The organism is Polaribacter vadi (assembly GCF_001761365.1).
In the GTDB taxonomy this organism is placed as follows: Bacteria; Bacteroidota; Bacteroidia; order Flavobacteriales; family Flavobacteriaceae; genus Polaribacter; species Polaribacter vadi.
Genome location: NZ_CP017477.1, coordinates 3,178,683 through 3,200,604, shown reverse-complemented (window position 1 = coordinate 3,200,604; position 21,922 = coordinate 3,178,683). Strand labels below are relative to the sequence as shown.

Below are 21,922 nucleotides of genomic sequence, written 5' to 3'. Positions count from 1 at the left end.
AAAAAATCCTGCAAGGTTTTGAAAACCTTGCAGGATAATATTTGTTAGGGTTCCGTTTTTCAACGGAATTAGTTCAACTTACTAATTTAAATTCATCACTTTGTGACTCTTTAAATTAGAGTTTCACTAATAGTTCCACATATCAATTTCTCTATTTCTGATGTCTTCTTTAATTTTATCTGCTTCTAAAAGTTGAAATAAAGAGTTACCTCGAACATAATCTTCTATAGCTCTGTTTCCGTAAATGTTTTCTTCTCTTACAATTACTGAACTAAATCTTCTTGCGTTTAACAAATGATCATAGGAAATTGGATGAGATGCATTCATAGCATTAAACACTTTAGATTCGTGCAAAGTTGCTCTTGCAGATGGAAAGAAAACCCAGAAAAGTTCGTATAAATTTTCATCTTCTACACCTTGAACTCCTAATGTTTGTACATCTTTACCCATTGGTGCAATTGCTAATAATCTATATTTCAATTCGCCTTGACGTTTATCAAAATACCACATTCCTTTTAGCATGTAACCACCAATATCTTCTGCTTGTAATCTATACGTATCACTATAACCATTTTCTGTACGAACATTTACCAAACGAGATTCAATTTCTTCTGGTGTTATTTTAGTCGTAAAAAATGAATCTGAATAGGCATCTTCAATTTTTCCTTGTCTTATTCCTTTTACTAATGTATCAAACAACGACCTTCTATCTGCAGAAATATTTGTGGTGTCTATTGGAAAATAATATGGTAAATTTATTTTCTGATTTAAATCTACAAATTCCCACACAACTTTAGACCACATTACGTCTCTATCATCTACATATCCATAAGGAATTGGGCCATCATTATCTGCAAGCAGTTGTTGCTCGTTTTTCTTACCTATATCTTCAGCAGATTTTGCATTTAGTATGTTTGCTTGCGCATTTACTAAACCTGAAGTTAAAAGGGCGAAAAATACTATGAAACAATTTTTATACATACTTTATTTTTTAATTCTAATTTGTTAACTCTATAGTAACTGGCAATACTTTTTTAAGTGGTACTCCATTTGCTGTAGCTACAATATCGTAAATATTAATTTGATCTCCTCTACCAGCTTTACTTAATGCTTTTTTAGCTGCTGCACTTAAAGTATTTCCATTTACAATAATGGTTAATTCTCCAGGAACTTTAATTTTAAAACTTTGTACTCTAATGGTTAAATCGAATTCAAAATCTGGCAAACCAGCTGCAATTGGTGCATTTGCTAAACCAGAGGTTGGCATTCTTACCACTCCATATTGTTCACGAACTGAACCCATAGCTGCTGGAATATCTTTAATTCTAAAAGTTGCTTTAGAATTTACAGTTTTTCCACTACTTAATTTAGCGCTTACATTTATAGTTGCAATATTTCCTGATCCTGGTCTTATGCTATATTTACCATTACTTCCTGATAAATTTCCTCCAGAAGCTGAAACATTTAAATTATTATCTCCAACTCCAGGTAATGACACAGAAATAGGATTATCTAAACCTCTATACACTACATTCATTTTATCTGCAGAAACTACAGCTGAACTTGGTTCTGCAATTACAGAATATTTGCTTTCAAAAGTTACAGGAATTTCTTCTCCATTTTCTGTAAAAAATATAGTCCCTTTAATTTCTTTTTGACCAACATTTCCTGCAGGCATATCAATAATTACTTGACCATTTTTTACAGATTTTGTTGCATCTGCTCCATTTAAAGTAACTTTATCTGGTACTAAAGAAGCATCATATCTTCCCAAAACAACTTCTCCAGTTACACGTTCTCCAGCAAAATAAGCGCTTTTATTTAAACGTACAATTCCAGTATAATTGTTTAAAGACAAAGCTTCTTCCATTTGGCCACCTAATAAAGCACTAACAATATCTGCTTCTGTATTTTTAATATCAGCTTGCATTTGTGTTAGGTTTGTTAAAGAAGCTACTAAAGGAAAACCTTCATATCTTGCATTTAACCACTCTACTGTTAGCCCTGTTTTACTATTTTTAACTGGAGCTGTAGAAAACCTATCTTTTATTGTTGATGCAAATTTACTATCTTCACCAACTACATTCATTAAGTTAGTTCTATAACTATCTATTTTATTCAAAAATTCCTGACCTTCTTTTGTATACTTATCTCCAATAAAAAAGTACGAATTTAAAAACTCTGTTTTATCCATAGACTCATAAGCTTTTTTATCTTCTAAATCTGCTGTCATCTTGGTTTTTAAATCGGCTAAATATGCATAAAAATCTGCTGAATAATCTTTTATTTTTTTTGCTTGTTTATTTAACTCCCCAAATTTTGCACTTTGCTCAGATGCTTTTACTGCTAAATTTGCATAAGCTGCATTATTTTTTTCTGTTGTAGAGATGTTATTGGTCTCTAACTTTTCGTTCATAAAACCAAAAGCTGATAAAACTTCTTTATCCATTTGCATTGCTAACATTGCAATGAAAACAAGATACATTAAGTTAATCATCTTCTGTCTTGCTGAAACTTTTCCTCCTGCCATATTTTCTAATTAGTTTATTAAGTTCTTATTTTATAAATTAACTAATTATTATTTGCTAGACATTGCAGAAAGCATGTTTCCATAAACTCCGTTTAAAGAAGATAGGTTTTTTGCTAAAGATTGCATTTGCTCATGTAATCTTTCTGTATTTTCTACTACAGAAGAATTTAATTGTGCTTGTTTCGTTGTGTTTTCTACTTGAATTTTATACAAACTATTTAAAGATTCCATTTGCACTGCTGCCATAGAAACTTGTTCATTGTATTTATTTGTTGATGAAATAGATTCTGAAGCTGCTGATAAACCTTCTGCTGCTCCTTGAAAATTTTTCATACTTGCACCTAAACTCGCCATTAAATTTGAATCGATTTTTGCTTCTTGTAATAAATTATCTAATTTTTGAGATAACATACCTTCTGCTCCAACTTTTTCTTTTTGCTCTGAGATAATTCCATCTTCTCCTAATTCTGGATATACTTTAGACCAATCTAAATCGTCTTCTACAGATTCAAATGCTGATAAAAAGAAAATAATCGCTTCTGCAATTAAACCAACTGCTAAAACTGTAGAACCATTTAAAGGACCAATACTATAATGGTTTAACTTAAATAAGGCTCCTAAAATTACAATGGATGCTCCAATATTATATGCGATGTTAAATAATTTCTTTTTAGTTTTTGACTGTGCCATTTTCTTTTAACGTTTAATTTTTATTTTATTTGTTTGCTGTACCTATGTAATTCTGAACGGTTCTAAAACCAATATAACTTCTTGCAGTATCTGCATATTCGTAATCTCTTGAAGCCACTTCTAAATAATAAGAAACATCTTTCCAAGAACCTCCTCTAATAATTTTTCTTTTATTTTTTCTATCCTCTACATTTGGATTCATTGTAGAAGCCATGTAATATGATGATAAATTATACGCTGTATTTGTCCATTCAGAAACGTTACCAGCCATATTATACAAACCATAATCGTTTGCATTAAAAGATTTAGCTTCCATTGTATATAGGGCACCATCTACAGAATAATTACCTCTTACAGGTTTAAAGTTTGCTAAGAAACAGCCTCTATCGCTTGTTGTACCTCCAGACCCCCAAGGATATGTAGCAAATTCTAAACCTCCTCTTGCTGCATATTCCCATTCAGCTTCAGTTGGTAATCTAAAATCTGGCACTTGTACAGATCCTTTTTTACCTCTTAAATAATCGTTTTTCTTTTTTGTTCTCCAATTACAGAAAGCAGTTGCTTGTCCCCAAGTTACCCCAACAACAGGATAATCACCATAAGATTGATGATAAAAATAATCTTGATGCATTGGATCGTTGTAAGAATAATTAAAATCCTTAACCCAAACTGTTGTATCTGGATAAATATTTAAAACTTCAGATTGTACAAAATCTTTTCTACTACCACCTTTTCTGGCAGCATTATCTCTATCAAACCAAGAATATTTATAATTTAAAGATTTTGTATTAAAAGTTCTAATGCCATCTACAGCTTCTTCTCTACTAATAAAAAGAGAATCCATAACTTCTACATAATCTACATCTGGAAATTCTTCTTTTTTCCAAACAATTTCTTCATCCCAGTTTAAAGGCTTTATCGTATCAAATTGATAATAATTATCATACATATATTTTTGATATGCATTAGAATCTGTAGTATCCATTACTTTATAAGCGTAATTTTGTATCCCAGAAGTACGATTATTCCCTGTTGGATCATCAGAAGCTCCTAAAGATGCAAATTCTGCTTGGTTTGCTAGTTTAGTTCTAACAATTGAATCTCTTACCCAAAATACAAATTCTTTATATTCTTTATTTGTAATTTCGGTTTCGTCCATATAATAAGGTCTTACAGTAACTGTCTTAGTAGGAGCACTCATGGTTCCTAAAAGATCTTCATCTTGCTTACCCATGGTAAAAGAACCTCCTGGAATTAAAGCCATTCCATAAGGTTTTTCTGAAAACCATTTTTTAGTATTCTTTACGCCAACTAATTCTCCTCTATCATTAGAACCACAACTGTAAAAAACGGCCATTAAAAGTGCAAATATTGCTGCTTTCTTCATATTTTATTTTTGTCTTTACTAAAAGTTCGTAAACCTATTATTTTTTTTGCTAAAATACAATGTTGAAACTACATTTTAACGTATTGTTTTTTATTATATTTTCAAATTACATCATCTTTTTCATCGCTTTATACCATCTTTCTGGTATAATTTGTTTTGTAGCTTCTGTGTAATCTTTGTATGTACATGGTATTAACGCATGTCTTTTGTATTTATTATCTGATAAAATATTAATCTCAATCCACCATCTGCCAGTTTTATTACTTTTATAAAAAACGATTGGATCATCATCTTCCATTAAAACTGTAAATTTTTGATAATTTTCTTTGCCAGAAAAAGGATAGTCTTTTACTCTAAAATTAACACCCTCAATAAAATACCAAATCATTTGCGCAATTAAACTTGCTGTTTGGTGATTGTTATCATATTTAGAATTATACTCGTAAATACCAAAAGAGGAAACTTTATCGCTAATTCCTGCGTATCTTGAAATAGCACAAATTTCTTCGCCATAAAAACCATTTGGAGAGGCATTATTATTAGCAGGAGCTTCACTTTGCCTAACTGCACCAATATCTATAGAAACAATATCTGCATTTCTAAAAGCAGGTTCTATATTCTCTAACTCTTTTGCCATTCCCAACCTACAAGTGTCAAAAAATAAAGAATCAAACAATTGGATTTCTCCTTGAGAATTAAAATACGTTTGATACCCAACATTGCTATAATTAAACAAATTGTTAGGTTTTTGCATGATAATTTTACTCAAATAAGATTGTGAAGTTAATTCATCTTCTAAACTTCCTAAATCAAAACGGCTATCTACAGCAGTAATATTTATGGTTTGTTCTAAAGAATCGTACGCTCTATAATTTACATAGGTAATATCTTGACCACCACCAATAATTACAGGAATAATGTTCTTTTTTAAGAGTGATGTAATAATATCTGCAACTGCAAAATAAGTATCTGAAACTTCCTGACCTTTTAAAACAGTTCCTAAATCTGCAATTTCTGCATCCCAATTTCCTGGAAATAGTTCGTATAATTTTCTTCGGATGAAATGTAAATCATCTCCACAACCAAAATTATTTTCAGAATTCCTATCTTCTTCAACTCCAAAAATTGCAATTTTTACATCTTCTAAATCAGGAAAACCTTCTTCTTCAGTGTGTATTTTTATCCTATTCCCCAAGCAATGAGGTGAATGTAATATTAAATGCGCTAAGGCTGTTTCTTTAACAGGGGATAAAAAATCTTGATTCATCAATTTTTAATTGGGTATGCAATATAACAAATGATTATTTCTTTTTTGCTGTTTTTTTTAGCTGGAGCTTTCTTTTTTGCTACAGGCTTCTTTTTTGCCGCTTTTTTCTTTGGAGTTTTTGCCTCAATCATTTTAACAGCTTCTTCTTTCGATAAGTTTTCTATGTCTGTAGTTTTTGGCAACTCTATCTTAATTTTACCTTTTAAAACATTAAAACGTCCCCATCTTGCTTTTTCAACTCGAATGCCAACATCTTCCCAATTATGAAGAACTTTATCTATTTCTTTCTGCTTTTTAACTTCAATTAGCTCAACAATATCATCATCAGAAAGATTATCAAAATCGTATTTTTTATTTACGTTTATAAACATGGAGTTCCATTTTATAAAAGGTCCAAAACGCCCAACGCCTTTTTGCACAGGTAAATCTTCATAATGATAAATTGGAGCGTCTGCTTTTTGCTTAGCTACAATTAATTCTTCTGCTCTTTGCAAATCAACTTCCATTGGGTTTTCGCCTTTATCCAAAGAAACAAACATAGTTCCGAACTTAATGTAAGGTCCAAAACGTCCATTAGAAACAATTACTTCTTCCCCTTCATAAGTTCCTAAAGTTTTAGGTAATAAGAACAACTCCAAGGCTTCTTCCATGGTTATTGTGCCTAAATTCTGATCTTTATTTAAACTTGCAAACGTTTTTTCTTCATCTTCTGGAGCTCCAATTTGGGCAATAGGTCCAAATTTACCAAGTCTTACTAAAACTGTTTTACCAGATTCTGGGTGTTTTCCTAAAATACGTTCTCCACTTTCTCTGTCTGCATTTTCTTTTACATCTTCTACATTATCATGAAAATTTGTGTAGAAACCTTTAATCATTTCTATCCAGTTTTCTTGTCCTTCAGAAATATCATCAAAAGAATTTTCAACTTTAGCAGTAAAACCAAAATCTAAAATATTTGAAAAATTGGCCACTAAAAAGTCGTTTACAATGTTTCCAATATCTGTAGGAATTAATTTGTTTTTATCTGAACCTGTTTTTTCCGTCAAAATTTCACTTTTTACAGCGCCATTTGATAAAATCATTTGTTCATATTCTCTTTCTACACCTTCATTTTGCCCTTTTTCTACATAACCTCTTCTTTGAACTGTAGAAATTGTTGGTGCATAAGTAGATGGTCTTCCAATGCCTAATTCCTCCAATTGCTTTACCAAAGATGCTTCCGTAAATCTATAAGGTGGACTTGTAAAACGCTGTGTTGCATTTATAAATGTGTAGTCTAAACTTTCACCAACTTGTAAATTTGGTAACATTCCTGCTTGTTCTTCCTCATCATCATCTTTGCCTTCTAAATACACTTTTAAGAAACCTTCAAACTTAATCATCTCACCATTTGCAGTAAAGATTTTTGAGTTTTCAGTATTCTCAATCTTCATGTTGGTACGTTCCAATAAAGCATCACTCATTTGCGAAGCCAAGGTTCTTTTCCAAATTAAATCGTATAATCTATCTTGGTCATATTCAACATTTACAGAATGCATTTTCATGTTGGTTGGCCTAATGGCTTCGTGAGCTTCTTGTGCTCCTTTAGATTTCGACTTAAAAACACGTTGTTTGCTGTATTCTTTTCCATAAGAAGCTGTAATTTCTTCTTCAGCTTCATCTCTGGCATCTACAGATAAATTTACACTATCTGTTCTCATATAAGTAATCAAACCAGCTTCGTACAAACGTTGTGCAACCTGCATAGTTCTACCAACAGCAAAACCAAGTTTTCTAGATGCTTCTTGTTGTAATGTTGATGTTGTAAAAGGTGCTGCTGGCGATTTTTTTGCTGGTTTTTTAGTTAAATCAGCAATTGAAAAATCTGCTTTTGCACACGATTTTAAAAATGTTTCTGCAGCTTTTTTAGAATCGAAATTCTTTGGAATGGTTGCTTTAAAGGTTTTGCCTTCGTTGTTAGAAAATTCTGCAACAACTTTATAATGTGTTTCTGCAGTAAATTCTTGAATGCTTCTTTCTTTTTCTACAATTAAACGAACTGCCACAGATTGTACTCTACCTGCAGACAAACCTCCTTTAACTTTTCTCCATAAAACTGGCGATAATTCGTACCCAACAAGCCTATCTAAAACTCTACGTGCTTGTTGTGCATTTACCATGTTATAATCGATATCTCTAGGATTTTCGACTGCTTTTAAAATGGCTTTTTTAGTAATTTCATGAAAAACAATTCGTTTTGTATTTTCATCTTTCAATTCTAATTGCTCTTTTAAATGCCAAGCAATTGCCTCTCCCTCTCTATCCTCATCACTTGCTAACCAAACAGTGTCTGCTTTTTTTGCTAATGCTCTTAATTTCTTAACAACAGGTTTTTTATCATCTGAAATAATATATTTTGGGCTAAAATCACCATCAACATCTATTCCTAATTCTTTAGAAGGTAAGTCTGCAATATGCCCATAGCTAGATTCTACTTGAAAATCTTTTCCGAGAAATTTTTCTATGGTTTTTGCCTTTGCTGGCGACTCTACAATTACTAAATTCTTTGCCATATATCTTTCTTTTGTCTTAAAAAACACAAATCAAACTGCATTTTTTGGACTGCAAAAGTATGTAGTTTTTTTTTATAATTTTTTTTAAAAATGATTTTTACGTTAAATTTATGAGAAAAATTATTCTACAGTTATCTTTTGCACGAGTTTTGTTGCCGAATTTCCACCAACAAAAAGTTGAAAATCTCCAGCTTCTACTTCCCATTTTTTATTGATGGTATAAAACTGAAGAACCTCTTTATCAATAGTAAAAGTAACCGTTTTTGTTTCGCCTACATTTAAAGAGATTTTCTCAAATCCTTTTAATTCTTTTACAGGTCTTACAATACTTGCTACTAAATCTCTAATATATAATTGCACAACTTCTTCTCCAGCAATATTTCCTGAATTTGTTACCTCTACAGAAAGTGTAATTTTTTCTTTGGATGAAATTGTTGCTTTATCAACGTTTATATTATCGTAAGAAAAAGTAGTATAACTCAAACCAAACCCAAAAGGGAATAGTGGCCATTTTTCTACATCTGTATATCCTGCATAGGTTACATGTTTTGGGTGATAAGGTCTTCCCGTATTTTTTTGATTGTAATATAATGGCTCTTGCCCAACATTTCTTGGAAAAGAAACTGGTAATTTTGCTGATGGATTGTAATCGCCAAATAAAACATCTGCAATTCCATTTCCAGATTCTGAGCCTAATTGCCAAGTCACTAAAATTGCTGGTAATATTTCGTTTGCGTGTGTTAAATCCATTGGTCTTCCATTTGATAAAACCAATACAATATTTTTATTGACTTTATAAACAGCTTCTAACAATTCGTTTTGAAGACCAGCAAAACCAATATCAACTTGACTTCTTCCTTCTCCTGTTTGATACGCATCTTCACCAATTGCTAATAAAACAATTTCTGCTTTTTTTGCAGCTGCAACAGCTTTTGCGATTCCGTCTTTATTTTCGGTATTTATTTTTAAAGGATGTAAAAATTGTCTTTCTCCAGGTGCTACAGTTGGAATCAATAAATCGATCCCTTTTTCGTAATAAATTTTAGTATTTGCATCAACTTTAGCTTTCACACCTTCTAACAAAGAAACAGCTGAATTATACGCACCTTTTCCTCTCCAATTACCCAAAGGTTGATTTTTATTATCACCAAAAGGGCCAATAATTGCAATACTTTTTACACTTTTAGAAACTGGTAAAATCTCATGATCATTCTTTAATAAAACAATCGATTTTTTTGCAGCATCTCTTGCAACTGCTAAATGTTCTGGAGTATAAATATCGTTTTTTTCTTTTTCTTCATCACAATATTTATAAGGATCATCAAACAAACCTAATTGAAATTTAATTCTTAAAATACGCTTTACAGCATCATTTAAATGCTCTAGAGAAATTTTATCTTCTTCTAATAAAGTTGCTAAAGAAGCCTCATATGCATACGATTCCATATCCATATCACTCCCAGCATTTAAAGCAATTTCTGCAGCGTGTTTTTTATCTTTTGCAAAGCCATGAGCTCTCATTTCACCAATAGAACCCCAATCTGAAACGATAAAACCATTCCAGTTCCAATCTCCTTTTAAAATATCTCTTTGTAATTCTCTATGTCCTGTTGCAGGAATTCCATCAATATCATTAAAAGAATTCATAAACGTTGCAACACCCGCTTTTGCAGCTGCTTTAAAAGGTGGTAAAATCATATTATGTAATTCGAATTCACCAACTGTTACTGCACTATATTCTCTACCAGCTTCTGCAAAACCATAACCAGCAAAATGTTTTGCACAAGCTGCAATTGTATTATTATCAGCTAAATCATCACCTTGAAAACCTTGAATTCTTGCAACACCAATTACCGAATTTAAATACGGGTCTTCTCCTGCACCTTCCATAATTCTACCCCATCTTGCGTCTCTAGAAACGTCAATCATAGGTGCAAACGTCCAATTTAAACCTGAAGCAGCAGATTCTTTGGCTGCAATAGCTGCAGATTGTTTCATTAAATCCAAATCCCAACTTGCGCTTTCTCCCAAGGGAATTGGAAAAATTGTTTTTAAACCATGAATTACATCGTACGCAAAAATTAAGGGAATTTTTAAACGAGAATTTTCCATGACCAATTCTTGCATTTCTCTAACTCTTGCTACAGAAACAACATTTAAAAGCGAACCAACTTCTCCTTTTTTAATTTTTTCGTGTTTATCTCTTGAACTACTTGACGATCCTGGCCCTGTTAAAGTTCCACCAACAGAATATTGAACAGTTTGCCCAATTTTCTCTTCTAAAGTCATTAAATTTAAAACAGAATCTACTTTACGTTCTATTTCTTTATTGAGTGATGAATTCTCGGTTGTGTTCTCGGTTTTATGACAACTTAAAAAACCAATACCGATTATAAAAATTATAAATGAAATTTTTGCTGATATACGCATACTAAATTATTTTTTTTGAAATTCTACAAATACAGGAAAATGGTCAGAAGGATATTTTAAATCTTTAGAATCTGATAAAACACCGTATTTTTTTAGGTTGATATTTGCCTTTTTTGATATAAATATATAATCGATCCTGTTTTTTATAGAATCTTGAAATTTAAAGCCATTAAAGGTTCCTTGTTGCCCAAAAGCATTTGCTCCTGCCAATTCTTTAGCATCATTAAAATTGATTTTTAAATTTGAAATGAGTTCACTTTCTGGGGTTACATTAAAATCGCCCATAAGTATTACAGGATATTTTTTTTTGTTTACTTTTTTAATTTCGGCCTCAATTAATTGGATTCCATTTAACTGTGCTTCGTTTCCTTTATGATCTAAATGTGTGTTGAAAACCCATATTTTTTCATCAGAATTTAAAACACTCATTAATCCATAAGTACATATTCTTGGATAGGCAGCATCCCAACCTTTCGATATTTTTTCTGGAGTTTCAGACAACCAAAACGTGTTTCTATTCGTAAAAGACACTTTGGTGGAATCGTAAAAAATAGCAGAAAATTCACCAATATTTTTACCATCTCTTCCTTGACCAATAAAACTATAATTAGTCAAATTGCTATTGATATCCAACATTTGATTTGGTCTTGCTTCTTGCACTCCAAAAACTGTTGGTTCGTAAAAATTTATCTGAGAAATCAAGAAATCTTTTCTTTTTGCCCATGCATTTTCACCATCACTTGCAACATCTAAACGTATATTATACGTCATCACTTTTAAACTTTCGGTTTCTTTTGATGCGCAACTTGCTAACATCAGCAGAAAAAATAGTTTTAGATTTTTCATGTTTTATTCCTTTTCTTTTTGATAAATTCTAACATATTCAACAACCATTTGCTGAGGAAAAACGGAATCATCTATTCCTTTTTGACCTCCTAACATCCCACCAACTGCAACATTTAAAATTAAATAAAATGGTTGATCAAAAGGCCATTCTGCAGTTGTTTTATGTTCGTTTTTAAAGGTATTATAAACAGTGTCGTTTAAAATAAAATCCATTTTTTCTGGAGTCCATTCCAAAGCAAAAACTTGAAAATCATCATAAGGTTTATCAATAAAAATGCTTCTACCCTGTTCTGTTTTTTTATTATGATTGTATGCTTTTGTGTGTACAGTTCCAAAAATGGTATCATTATTAAAACCAACATGTTCCATAATGTCAATTTCACCAGCTTCTGGCCAACCAACTTCAGTTTTATTTTCTCCTAACATCCAAACTGCAGGCCATAAACCTACACCTTCTGGAAGTTTTGCTTTAATTTCAAAACGTCCATATTTCCATGAAGCCAAGTCTTTTGTGGTTAATCTTGCAGCTGTATATTTTGCTGTTTTACGTTCGGCTGCATATTTTTTCCAACTTTTCTTTAAAAATTCTGGATTGCCATAATCTTTATTGATAATTGTTTCTTTGTGAGTTTCGATAATTAATTTTCCACCTTCTACTCTCGCATTTTTTAAACTATCTGTATAATATTGTTCTTCTTCATTTGCAATAAAACCATAATCATAACCCCATTTTGTGTGGTCTGGTTTGCCTTTATAATTAAATTCATCACTCCAAACTAATGAGTATCCTTTTTTAATTGGCGATTTTTTTATCCTCTGAAAAACTAATTCTGGCTCATTTGTAGTGATATAATCAAATTTGTTTGCCAACAACCAATCTATATTATCTATAGAATTTGCTGTCCAAGCATTTAAAGTGATTCCTATTTTTTTTGCTTCTTTAATAAATTGCTCCTTATTTTTTAATTTATAAATGATATAATCCAGACCTGTAATTCCTGATTTTTTTAATGATTCTGGAGATTTAGATCCATCTAAATATTGTGTTTTTGCAGTTCGCTTTTTTTCTGCAATTCTTTTTAAAATATCTAAACTAAAGCTAATGTAAGAATGGATGTAGTTTTCTGCTTTTAATTCATCAACTAAAGCCAAAATTTTATCTACAATAATATTATTTTTTTCTTTTGTGGCTCTTGGTTTAATTTCTAAAACCAAACCTGTTGCAACATTATTTTGCATTCCTGCTAACAAATATTCTTTTAAAGTAGGTAGTTTTTCTCCATTAAAAAGGGTTGTTTTAGCTAATTCCTTATAATTGGTTTCTTCGATAATTAAATTGTTATACTCTTTATCATGCGTTACAATTAAAACATTGTCTTTGGTGATTCGAACATCAAATTCACTTCCAGTACATTTTAAATTGATTGCTTCCTTTAAAGATGCAATTGAATTTTGAGGCAGGTTTTTAGTTTTCCAAGCTCCTCTGTGAGCAACAACAGGATTATCTGCAAAATCTATCTTTTTTTCTGGTAAAGTACTATCACAAGAAAAAAACAAGAGAGTTATTATAAGTATTGATAAAAAACGCATATGTAAAAATTAAAGAAAAAAATTCCAAATAAAGAAGAGTATCGAAAAAATAATAGGAATTCTATTTTCGATACTCATCTTAAATAAATGTATTATTTTATAAATTTTAGTATCCTAAATTCTGAGGATAATTTGGTCCTAAAAGATCTAAATCTTCTTGAAAAATAGGCCAGTTAATAAAATGATCTTGCCAGTTTGTTCTTGGATCTTTAGAACCTAAATTGGCAGGATAGAAATCTCCAGCTCCAGCATACGTTCTAATTTGACGATTGATAACCTCTTGACCCATTCTTTTTAATGTAAACCAACGTTGACCTTCAAAAGATAATTCTCTAGCTCTTTCATCTAAAATTATTTGTTCTGAAATTGTGGTTACTGGAGCTGCATTTGCCCTAGTTCTTACAGCATTAATATATGGTAAAGGATCTCCTGAAGAACGCATTATTGCTTCTGCAGCAATTAAATATGTTTCTGCTAACCTGTACACCAAAGCACTTGTTCTATTTCTATATGATGTTGCATCATCATCTTCTTCATTAAATTTAACACAAGAAGGGTGCAACCTTTGAAAATATCTTTGATATTGATCTCCATCTGGATTTGCTGCTGATATTGGTTTATAAATATCAATTACATCTCCTACATTTTTACCTGCAGGCAAATTATTAACATCGTTATAAAAATAATTTAATCTAAAGTATGTATTATCATCTCTAGTATCATTAGGATCTTCTGCTAATAAATCTAGCAAATAATTATTTGGAATAACTCTTGAGAAACCTCTTCCTCCTTGCTCTAAATCTTCTACAATACCTGGTATTTGAAAATATTGCGTTACAAAATTTGCATTCATCATGGTTACATCTCCTCCTCCTAAAAGTTCATTATCTGTTTGGATAACATATAATTGCTCTGAATTATTTTTATCACCTTTAAAAACATCTGCAGTTGTTGCCACTAAACTATGAGGACTCATTGGATCTTCGATAACATCTAAAGCTTGTTTTTTTGCTTCAGCCCAATCACCTTGCCACATTGCAACTTTTGCTTTTACATGTTTTGCAGTTCCTTTAGAGATTCTTCCAAAACTAACATTCCATTGTAAATTATCTACCGCAAATTGTAAATCGCTGTTTATTAAAGAGAAAATTTCTTCTTTTGTAGAACTTGTTTCTACAACATCAAAAGCATTTTCTACAGTTACAGACTTAGTGGTTACAAAGATATTATTATACATTCTATATAAAAAGAAATAAGAATGAGCTCTAAAAAATTTTGCTTCTGCAATTATTTGATTTTTTGTAGCAGTATCTACACCTTCTACAACTTCAGCTGCATTTATAATATCTGTAGCTTTATTAGTCATATTATAAAAATGCTTCCAAAACAAGGTTGATGCAAGGTTTGAACCATAATCTACAGGAGAGATTCCTCTTTCATATCTACCCATTAATCCTGTATAACCAGATCTACTAAACGTTAAGTCTGATCTTGATTGCATTAATACAGCACCCATATAATCTTCTGTGCTTCTATCATAACGATCTCTATCGAATTTATACAAACTAACTACACCAGATTTTAAACCATCTTCTGTAGTATAAATATAATCTGCATCTATTAATGTGGTTGGTTGTTCGTCTAAATAACCATCACATGATACTACTAAAAACATAACTGCAAGTAATAGTGTGCTTTTTTTAATTTTTGAATACATAATATTATTTTTCATGATGTTTTGTATTATAATTTAACTTTTACTCCAAAAGTAAACGCTGTTGCATCTGGATATCCTGTGTCTGCATTAGAAAATGTACTTCTAATATTTACCTCTGGACTATACCCAATATAATCTGTATTTGTAAACAAATTGGTTCCAGTAACATATACTTTAATTTGATCTAACTGTAATTTAGAAGTTACTGCATCTGGCAAAGTATATCCTAAACTTACTGTTCTTAATCTTAAATAAGATGCATCTTTAATTGCTAAAGAATTTAAGTATTGAGGGGCAGCATCAAAATTTGCTCTAGGAAATGTTGTTGAAGGATTCTCTGGAGTGTAATATGGAACTTTAACTCCATTTAATTTTCCTGAAATAGTTCCTCCATTATTAAAGTCTGATAAAAATGGATTTACTTTTGTTGCTCCTTCTACAGCATAAAAATCTAAAAATAAGTCGAAACCTTTATACTGCATTGTAGAAGAAAAAGATGCAAACCAATCTGGATTTGGATCTGTAAAAACTCGATCTTCTTGTGTTATTTTGCCATCAGGAATTCCTGTTAAATTTCCTTCTGCATCCAAACCATTTGTATCTTTAACTTTAATATCTCCAGGTCTTAAATCTGTTTGCGTAAGTGCAGAATCTGGATTAGCTTGTGGTGCATTTGCAAAATCATCACCTTCTTGCCAAATACCATCAAATTGATATTGTCTTAAAACATTGGTTGGTTGCCCAACATAATAATTATAAGCATCATCTTCTAAGATCGCATTTCCATCACCATCATTATATAATGATAATAATTCATTTTTGTTGTTAGACCAAATTGTAGAAACTGACCACTTAAAATCATCATTATTTATTAAATTGGCAGTTAAACTTAATTCTAAACCAGAGTTTTTAGCTTCACCTGCATTAAAGTATGTAAATTGATAACCTGTTGTAGATGGCACTCCTCTTCTCAACAATAAATTAGAGGTTACTTGATCATAATATTCTACACTACCAGATAAAAACCTATCGAAAATAGAAAAATCTAAACCAATATTTAACGTTGTTATTCTTTCATGCTCTAATTTTGGATTTGGTAAAACCACAGAAGGTGAATACCCAGATGCAGATTCACCATCAAAAACATAGTTTTGACCTTCTGCAGTAAATAAAGAAGTATAAGGTGTACTTAAAGAGTTAATTAAAGAACCATACGTTACTCTTAACTTCAATTCTTGAATTTTCTCTAAATTTTGAATAAATTCCTCATTATGTGCTTTCCAAGAAAGACCAATTGCTGGGTTTGTAGTCCATTTAAAATCTGCTGCATTTACAGAAGAACCATCTCTTCTTACAGTACCAACTACTTGATATTTGTTTAGAAAATCGTAACGAGCTCTAGCCATGTAAGATAAATTTCTTGTCTTTGTTTTATTACGAAAAACATCTACACCTCCAATAGCATTTGTAATTCCATCATATCCTAAACTTTCGTTTGGAAAACCTCTTCCTTCTGTAAAAGTTTGTGTATACTTATTCTCATCCATGGTTTGCACCAATGTTAAGTTGAAAATATTATCTGAATTAAACTCCTTGTTATAGGTTAGAATGTTTTCAATAAAAAACGCTTCTCTTAACTGATTGTCTATTCTAGCAATTCCTCTATCTGAATCTCCAGAACTACTTAAAGAAGATTGATATTGACCTCTTTCTGAAGATTTTCTTGTTAAAGAAGTTGTTAACTGATATTTTAAATCATCTGTAATTTGATATGTTGGTATAAAATTTACCACAAAATCGTTTCCTTTTTCATCATGGTCTTGTTCTCTTAAATTCCATAAAGGATTAACAGCTGTTCCATCTTCTCCACTTGGAAAACGCGTTATAGTTCCATCATCATTATAAGCTCTTCCTAAAGGAGATGTTGTAATAACATTTACATTTGCAGCTCTTTCAGATAAATCATTAAGAAGGTTAATATCAAACCTAGCAGAAATTTTATCTGTAATTTTTTGATCTACATTTAAACGTAAATTTTTTCTTGTATAGTTAGATGATGGTATAATTCCTTCTTCGTTAAAATAACTAATACTTCCGTAAACTTTAGTAATTTCTGTACCTCCAACAATACTTAAAGAGTGACTATTTACAATACCTGGAGCCACCAATTCTTCTTCCCAATCTACAAATTCGTTATTATTGATAGCATTTAATTCTATAGCACTAAAAATATCTGCATCATCTGAATACGCGTCATTTGCATTTGTAGACCTTACTGCTTCTCTTCTTAATTGAGCAAATTCTTGACCACTGTAAACATCAAAATTTCTTTCCAATTTTTTAGTGGTTAAAAAACCATGATAAGAAACGTTTACTTTATTATTTCCTCCTCTTTTAGTTGTAATTAAAATTACACCATTAGAACCTTTTGCACCATAAATTGCCTGTGCAGAAGCATCTTTTAAAACTTCGATAGATTCTATATCATCAGGATTTATATCTTCGATACCACCTTCTCTAATAATACCATCTACCACATAAATTCCACTTACATTACCTTCTATAGAACTTCTACCTCTTAGTAAGATTTCTGATGTTCCTCCAGGTCTTAAAGAACCTCCACCAACATCTACTTGTAAACCAGAAACCCTACCTCTTAACATTTCTGTTACATCTGAAGTTGGAGTTGCAGTTGCTTTCGATAAATCTGCTTTTGCAACAGCACCCACTAAATCGCTTCTTTTTCTAGTTCCATAACCAACAACTATAATTTCATCTAAAGCATTTTCTTCAGGTAAAATAGTAACTTTTATAGGGTCTGTTGTAATAGCAACTTCTTTAGTTTTATACCCTAAATAAGCTATAATTAAAGTTTTTGCATTTTCACTAACTATTAATGAAAATTCTCCATCAAAATTTGTGGATGTTCCTTTTGTTGTTCCTTTTATAGAAACTGATGCTCCAGGCAAAGGCATGCCAGACTCATCTAAAACTGTTCCTTTAATTGTTTTTTGTGCGAATGCTGAAATACTGAATGCAAAAAAGAACAAGAAAGCAACAACTATTTGTTTTCTTTGATTAATTGATTTGACCATCATAAATAATTTTTGGTTTTAATTTTTTGTCGAAATTATGAACGTCTAATTGTAACGACATTAACATAACATTAACTTAGAATCAAATATATGTTTATATTGAAGTATGTAGTGTTAATTTAACCTTTACAAAAAACCTACTTATTATCAATATGATAAAAAACACTATAAAATAAAGGGAAATTAGCATTTTAAATATAGCATAAAAATAAAATATATAAAAATGTAGAGGTAATGTAGAGGTGTATTATTGCTTAAATACTCAAAATATAATCGGTTAAATTGGTTTTTGAAGATAAATTTAACTTTTTCCTTAATCTGTATCTTCTAATTTCTACACTTTTCACAGAGATATTTAATAAAGGTGCAATTTCTTTAGAAGTTAAGTTCAATCTTAAATATGCACAAAATTTTAAGTTGTTATGTGTTAAGTCAGGATGTAGTTTTTTTGCTCTCTTTAAAAAGTCTTTATCTGCGTTATTAAAAGCTTCTTTAAAAAAGTCCCAATCTTTTGTGCTGTTCAAATTTTTCTCTATTAATTTATAAATAGGGTTTGAATCATCTATTTGTGGGTTTTGTTTTAATTCCTTTTTAATACTTCTTAAAAACTCGTTTCTTTTAATAATACTCATTGTAGAAATTGCCAATTCTCTATTTTTACTTTCAATTTCTTGGCTTAACTTTTCGTTCGTTAACTTAATAACTTCTTGATCTGTTTTAATTTTTTGAACTTCCAACTGTCTAAAATTATATTCAACTAATTTTTTATGACGTTTTCTATAATGCTTTTTATAAAATTTATGAACAAAAAACACAATTGATAAAAAGAGTAAAATATATAATACAATTGCTGTTGTAGTAAAATAAATTGGCGGATTAATCCTAAAAGTATAGCTAATAGTATTGTCTGATAAATTATTTGCAATAGTAGACCTTAGCTTTACTTCATAAGTTCCAAAAGATAAATTTTCAAAATTTAAAGAAGATGTATTTCCTAAATCTATCCAGTTTGTATCATTTATTTGATATTGATAATTTATGAACTCGTATTTGTTATAAACAGGACTACTAAACTGAAATTCAATCGAATTTTGATCCGCTTTAAAATCACCAGCTTTCTGTAAATTAACTCCTAAAGTATCAGCATTTTTTAGAATTATATTATTTAAATAAATTTTATGTGCAAAATCTTGTTTCTTATCTAAATCTAAAAGCAAATAACCGTTTGTTTTTCCTATCAAGTAACTATTATTATAAACGTTTGATATATTTTCAAAACTAACAGTCGTTTTCCTTAAATAACTTTGAACAGGAATGAAATTAATACTAAACTTATTTTCGATAGGTCCTTTTTCCAAATAACTAATAGTGCTTTTATTAAAAGACCAGAGCTTGTTATTTTTATCGCTAATTAGTTTTCCAGATACATATTCATCAGAAGAGAAAAGCGAACTAAATACTGAATCTTTCTCAAAATTATTTGTTGACGGATTTAATCTAAAAACACCTTTATTATAACTATAAAGAAGGTTATCATCGTATTTTGTTAAACCAGAACCTTTTCCTTTTTCTACAGTCGACAATAAGTTATTCTCTTTAAAGTTTTGATAATCATCATCAAAAACCAATTTATAAACTCCTTTATATTCATGATTTACAAAAACATCTTTTGAGTTTATCAATTCGAAAAAACGAGCAGAGTTTTGAAAACCTTCTAACTTATTTCTTAAGCTCCAAATACCATTTTGTTTTTCTAAAATGCTCATTCCTGAGTAATGCCCTTGTAAAATTAAATTTGATTTTTCAGGAATTTCTCTAAAATTCCAAGTTCCTGAAAAATCGGTAATTTTTAAAGCTGTATTATTTTTAATTTGATACGTTCCTGAAGTATGACCACATAACAAATCGCCATTTGTAGCAAATAGCGACCAAATTTGACCTGTAATTCCTGATACTTTTTTTAGAGGCTCGTTTGTGTTTTTTGCCTTATAGAAAAGCCCTTGATTTGTACCAATATAAATTTTATCATCAAAACTTAAAGAGCAATATGTTGTTCCAAAATGACCATCATCATCATTAAATTCTTTTATAAAAGACTGGTTATTTAGGCAATTTATTCCATTATCTAAAGCCGACCACACATTGCCATCTTCATCTTCATATAAATACAATACTGTATTATTTGTTAAACCAACAGTTTGATCTATTCTATTAATTACCTCTCCTTTTGATGAAATATGCAAAACTCCATTTGAAATTGTGCCTAACATAAAAGAGTTGTCTTTTAAACGAATTCCGCAAAATATTTGATCTTTTTTAAATTCTTGATTTACAGGTGCATCCCATTTTTTTACGTTACCATTTTCAATAAGAAAAAAACCTTCACTTCTTGTTAAAACTAAGAAATCATTATCAATTTTAAAAAGATTTAAAACCAGTTTAACATTGTACTTTTCTGGAAAAAAAGTAATTAAAACCTCTTTTCCGTTTTCTAATTTCACTAAAGATCCATCCTTTTTAAAGATATAAATAACAGCATCAATCTCAAAAATTCGATAGTAATTATTAAAATCTGTGAGATAATTTATCTCTTCTGTTTCAATATTGTAAAAATAAATGCGATGTAATGATTGAAATAAAATCCATTTTTGATATTTTTTTATATTCCAAATATTTTCATCCTCAAAAAGCTTGTCTTCTATTTTTTTTGAAATGGATTTGTAGTTTAAAATTCCTTTTTGATCTTTTTTCCAAAAACCAAATTCCATATAAGATCCACTATAAATTTTATCTTCATCTGCTAACAAAGATCTAATTACAGTATTGTCTGAAGAAGGATTCAGTGTCCATATTGCTCCATTATATTCTAATAAACCTTCGTTATTTGCAACAAATATGGTTTTATTCTTATTTTGAGTTATGGCCCAATTTTGATTCTCAGCCCTATAATCTTCTGGTTGAAATTTTAAAATTGGTGGAATTTCCTGCCCAATTAAAAGACCAGAAATAAAAAAAAAGAGTAAAAATAGATTCTTTTTAAAACTCATCTTTTTTCTATATATTTTTAGGTTGATAATATCAAAAATAAACCAGCTGCTAAAACTGCTCCAATAATTGGCCCTAAAACAGGAATCCAAGCATAGCTCCAATCATTAGAAACTTTATTTTTTATTGGTAGAATTGCATGTATAATTCTTGGCCCCAAATCTCTTGCAGGGTTTATGGCATAACCAGTTGTACCTCCTAAAGATAAACCAATAACCCAAACCAAAATAGCAACAGGCAAAGCACCTAAAGATCCTAAACCAATAGGAATTATACCATTTTCAGCATCATTTAAATTAGCGTCTGTAAAATATAAAACCACAAAAACCAACACAAAACAACCAATAATCTCACTAATTAAATTGCTGGAATAATTTCTTATTGCTGGTGATGTACAAAAAATAGCTTTCTTTAAGTCGCCATTTTCAGTGGCTTTAAAATGATCTCTATAAATTAGCCAAGCAAAAAAGGCACCTAACATTGCTCCAATAAATTGAGCAATTACATATTCTAAAACCAAACTCCAATCGAATTTTCCTGCAACTGCCAAACCAATACTTACTGCTGGATTTAAATGTGCTCCACTAATTGGCCCAGCAACAGAAACACCTACAAAAACAGCAAAGCCCCAAGCAGTTGTGATAACCATCCAACCTAAATCGTTCGATTTTGTTTTTTCTAAAACTACGTTTGCAACTACTCCTGCTCCTAAAAGGATCAATAAAAAAGTTCCTATAATTTCTGCTATAAATGGTGTCATCAATTTAGCCTTT

General features: G+C 30.5%; 13 protein-coding genes. All 13 read right to left on the bottom strand.

Going from position 1 to position 21,922, the window contains the following annotated elements:
* Window positions 1–126: 126 nt before the first annotated feature.
* The 13 genes from porN to LPB03_RS13765 all read right to left on the bottom strand — a co-directional run bounded on the left by porN (window position 127) and on the right by LPB03_RS13765 (window position 21,909).
* Window positions 127–981, bottom strand: coding sequence for a type IX secretion system ring subunit PorN/GldN (porN, locus tag LPB03_RS13825; RefSeq protein ID WP_065320552.1), 855 nt, complete (start codon window positions 979–981; stop codon window positions 127–129).
* Between the two features lie 16 nt (window positions 982–997).
* Entirely contained in the window at window positions 998–2,530 is a 1,533-nt protein-coding gene (gene porM / locus LPB03_RS13820) for a type IX secretion system motor protein PorM/GldM (RefSeq protein ID WP_065320553.1), read from the bottom strand.
* Between the two features lie 48 nt (window positions 2,531–2,578).
* On the bottom strand, window positions 2,579–3,220 hold the full coding sequence (gene porL, locus LPB03_RS13815; RefSeq protein ID WP_065320554.1) for a type IX secretion system motor protein PorL/GldL: 642 nt from the start codon (window positions 3,218–3,220) through the stop codon (window positions 2,579–2,581).
* A 25-nt stretch (window positions 3,221–3,245) separates the two neighbouring features.
* Window positions 3,246–4,607: a T9SS ring complex lipoprotein PorK/GldK gene (porK, locus tag LPB03_RS13810; RefSeq protein WP_065320555.1), complete on the bottom strand. Its 1,362-nt coding sequence runs from the start codon at window positions 4,605–4,607 to the stop codon at window positions 3,246–3,248.
* Window positions 4,608–4,713: 106 nt separating this feature from the next.
* A complete protein-coding gene (locus tag LPB03_RS13805) occupies window positions 4,714–5,874 on the bottom strand; it encodes a formimidoylglutamase (RefSeq protein WP_065320556.1) in 1,161 nt (386 codons plus the stop codon).
* Complete coding sequence (topA, locus tag LPB03_RS13800; RefSeq protein WP_070239027.1) at window positions 5,874–8,426, bottom strand: type I DNA topoisomerase; 2,553 nt, start codon at window positions 8,424–8,426, stop codon at window positions 5,874–5,876. Before topA ends, LPB03_RS13805 begins: the two co-directional genes overlap by 1 nt.
* A gap of 120 nt (window positions 8,427–8,546) precedes the next feature.
* Complete coding sequence (gene bglX, locus LPB03_RS13795; protein ID WP_065320558.1) at window positions 8,547–10,856, bottom strand: beta-glucosidase BglX; 2,310 nt, start codon at window positions 10,854–10,856, stop codon at window positions 8,547–8,549.
* A gap of 6 nt (window positions 10,857–10,862) precedes the next feature.
* Complete coding sequence (locus LPB03_RS13790; RefSeq protein WP_065320559.1) at window positions 10,863–11,702, bottom strand: endonuclease/exonuclease/phosphatase family protein; 840 nt, start codon at window positions 11,700–11,702, stop codon at window positions 10,863–10,865.
* 3 nt (window positions 11,703–11,705) lie between these two features.
* A complete protein-coding gene (locus tag LPB03_RS13785; RefSeq protein WP_065320560.1) occupies window positions 11,706–13,292 on the bottom strand; it encodes a glycerophosphodiester phosphodiesterase family protein in 1,587 nt (528 codons plus the stop codon).
* A gap of 106 nt (window positions 13,293–13,398) precedes the next feature.
* Window positions 13,399–15,024, bottom strand: coding sequence for a RagB/SusD family nutrient uptake outer membrane protein (locus tag LPB03_RS13780; protein WP_065320561.1), 1,626 nt, complete (start codon window positions 15,022–15,024; stop codon window positions 13,399–13,401).
* A gap of 11 nt (window positions 15,025–15,035) precedes the next feature.
* Entirely contained in the window at window positions 15,036–18,107 is a 3,072-nt protein-coding gene (locus LPB03_RS13775) for a SusC/RagA family TonB-linked outer membrane protein (RefSeq protein ID WP_083187368.1), read from the bottom strand.
* Between the two features lie 251 nt (window positions 18,108–18,358).
* On the bottom strand, window positions 18,359–21,151 hold the full coding sequence (locus tag LPB03_RS13770; protein WP_065320562.1) for a helix-turn-helix and ligand-binding sensor domain-containing protein: 2,793 nt from the start codon (window positions 21,149–21,151) through the stop codon (window positions 18,359–18,361).
* 17 nt (window positions 21,152–21,168) lie between these two features.
* A complete protein-coding gene (locus LPB03_RS13765) occupies window positions 21,169–21,909 on the bottom strand; it encodes an MIP/aquaporin family protein (RefSeq protein ID WP_065320563.1) in 741 nt (246 codons plus the stop codon).
* Between the last annotated feature and the right edge of the window lie 13 nt (window positions 21,910–21,922).

Excerpts from the sequence above, each read along its gene's own strand:
- LPB03_RS13790 (WP_065320559.1), bottom strand. The coding sequence starts at position 11,702 with ATGAAAAATCTAAAACTATTTTTTCTGCTGATGTTAGCAAGTTGCGCA.
- LPB03_RS13775 (WP_083187368.1), bottom strand. The coding sequence starts at position 18,107 with ATGATGGTCAAATCAATTAATCAAAGAAAACAAATAGTTGTTGCTTTC.
- LPB03_RS13780 (WP_065320561.1), bottom strand. The coding sequence starts at position 15,024 with ATGAAAAATAATATTATGTATTCAAAAATTAAAAAAAGCACACTATTA.
- LPB03_RS13805 (WP_065320556.1), bottom strand. The coding sequence starts at position 5,874 with ATGAATCAAGATTTTTTATCCCCTGTTAAAGAAACAGCCTTAGCGCAT.
- porN (WP_065320552.1), bottom strand. The coding sequence starts at position 981 with ATGTATAAAAATTGTTTCATAGTATTTTTCGCCCTTTTAACTTCAGGT.
- bglX (WP_065320558.1), bottom strand. The coding sequence starts at position 10,856 with ATGCGTATATCAGCAAAAATTTCATTTATAATTTTTATAATCGGTATT.
- topA (WP_070239027.1), bottom strand. The coding sequence starts at position 8,426 with ATGGCAAAGAATTTAGTAATTGTAGAGTCGCCAGCAAAGGCAAAAACC.
- porL (WP_065320554.1), bottom strand. The coding sequence starts at position 3,220 with ATGGCACAGTCAAAAACTAAAAAGAAATTATTTAACATCGCATATAAT.
- LPB03_RS13785 (WP_065320560.1), bottom strand. The coding sequence starts at position 13,292 with ATGCGTTTTTTATCAATACTTATAATAACTCTCTTGTTTTTTTCTTGT.
- LPB03_RS13770 (WP_065320562.1), bottom strand. The coding sequence starts at position 21,151 with ATGAGTTTTAAAAAGAATCTATTTTTACTCTTTTTTTTTATTTCTGGT.
- porK (WP_065320555.1), bottom strand. The coding sequence starts at position 4,607 with ATGAAGAAAGCAGCAATATTTGCACTTTTAATGGCCGTTTTTTACAGT.
- porM (WP_065320553.1), bottom strand. The coding sequence starts at position 2,530 with ATGGCAGGAGGAAAAGTTTCAGCAAGACAGAAGATGATTAACTTAATG.
- LPB03_RS13765 (WP_065320563.1), bottom strand. The coding sequence starts at position 21,909 with ATGACACCATTTATAGCAGAAATTATAGGAACTTTTTTATTGATCCTT.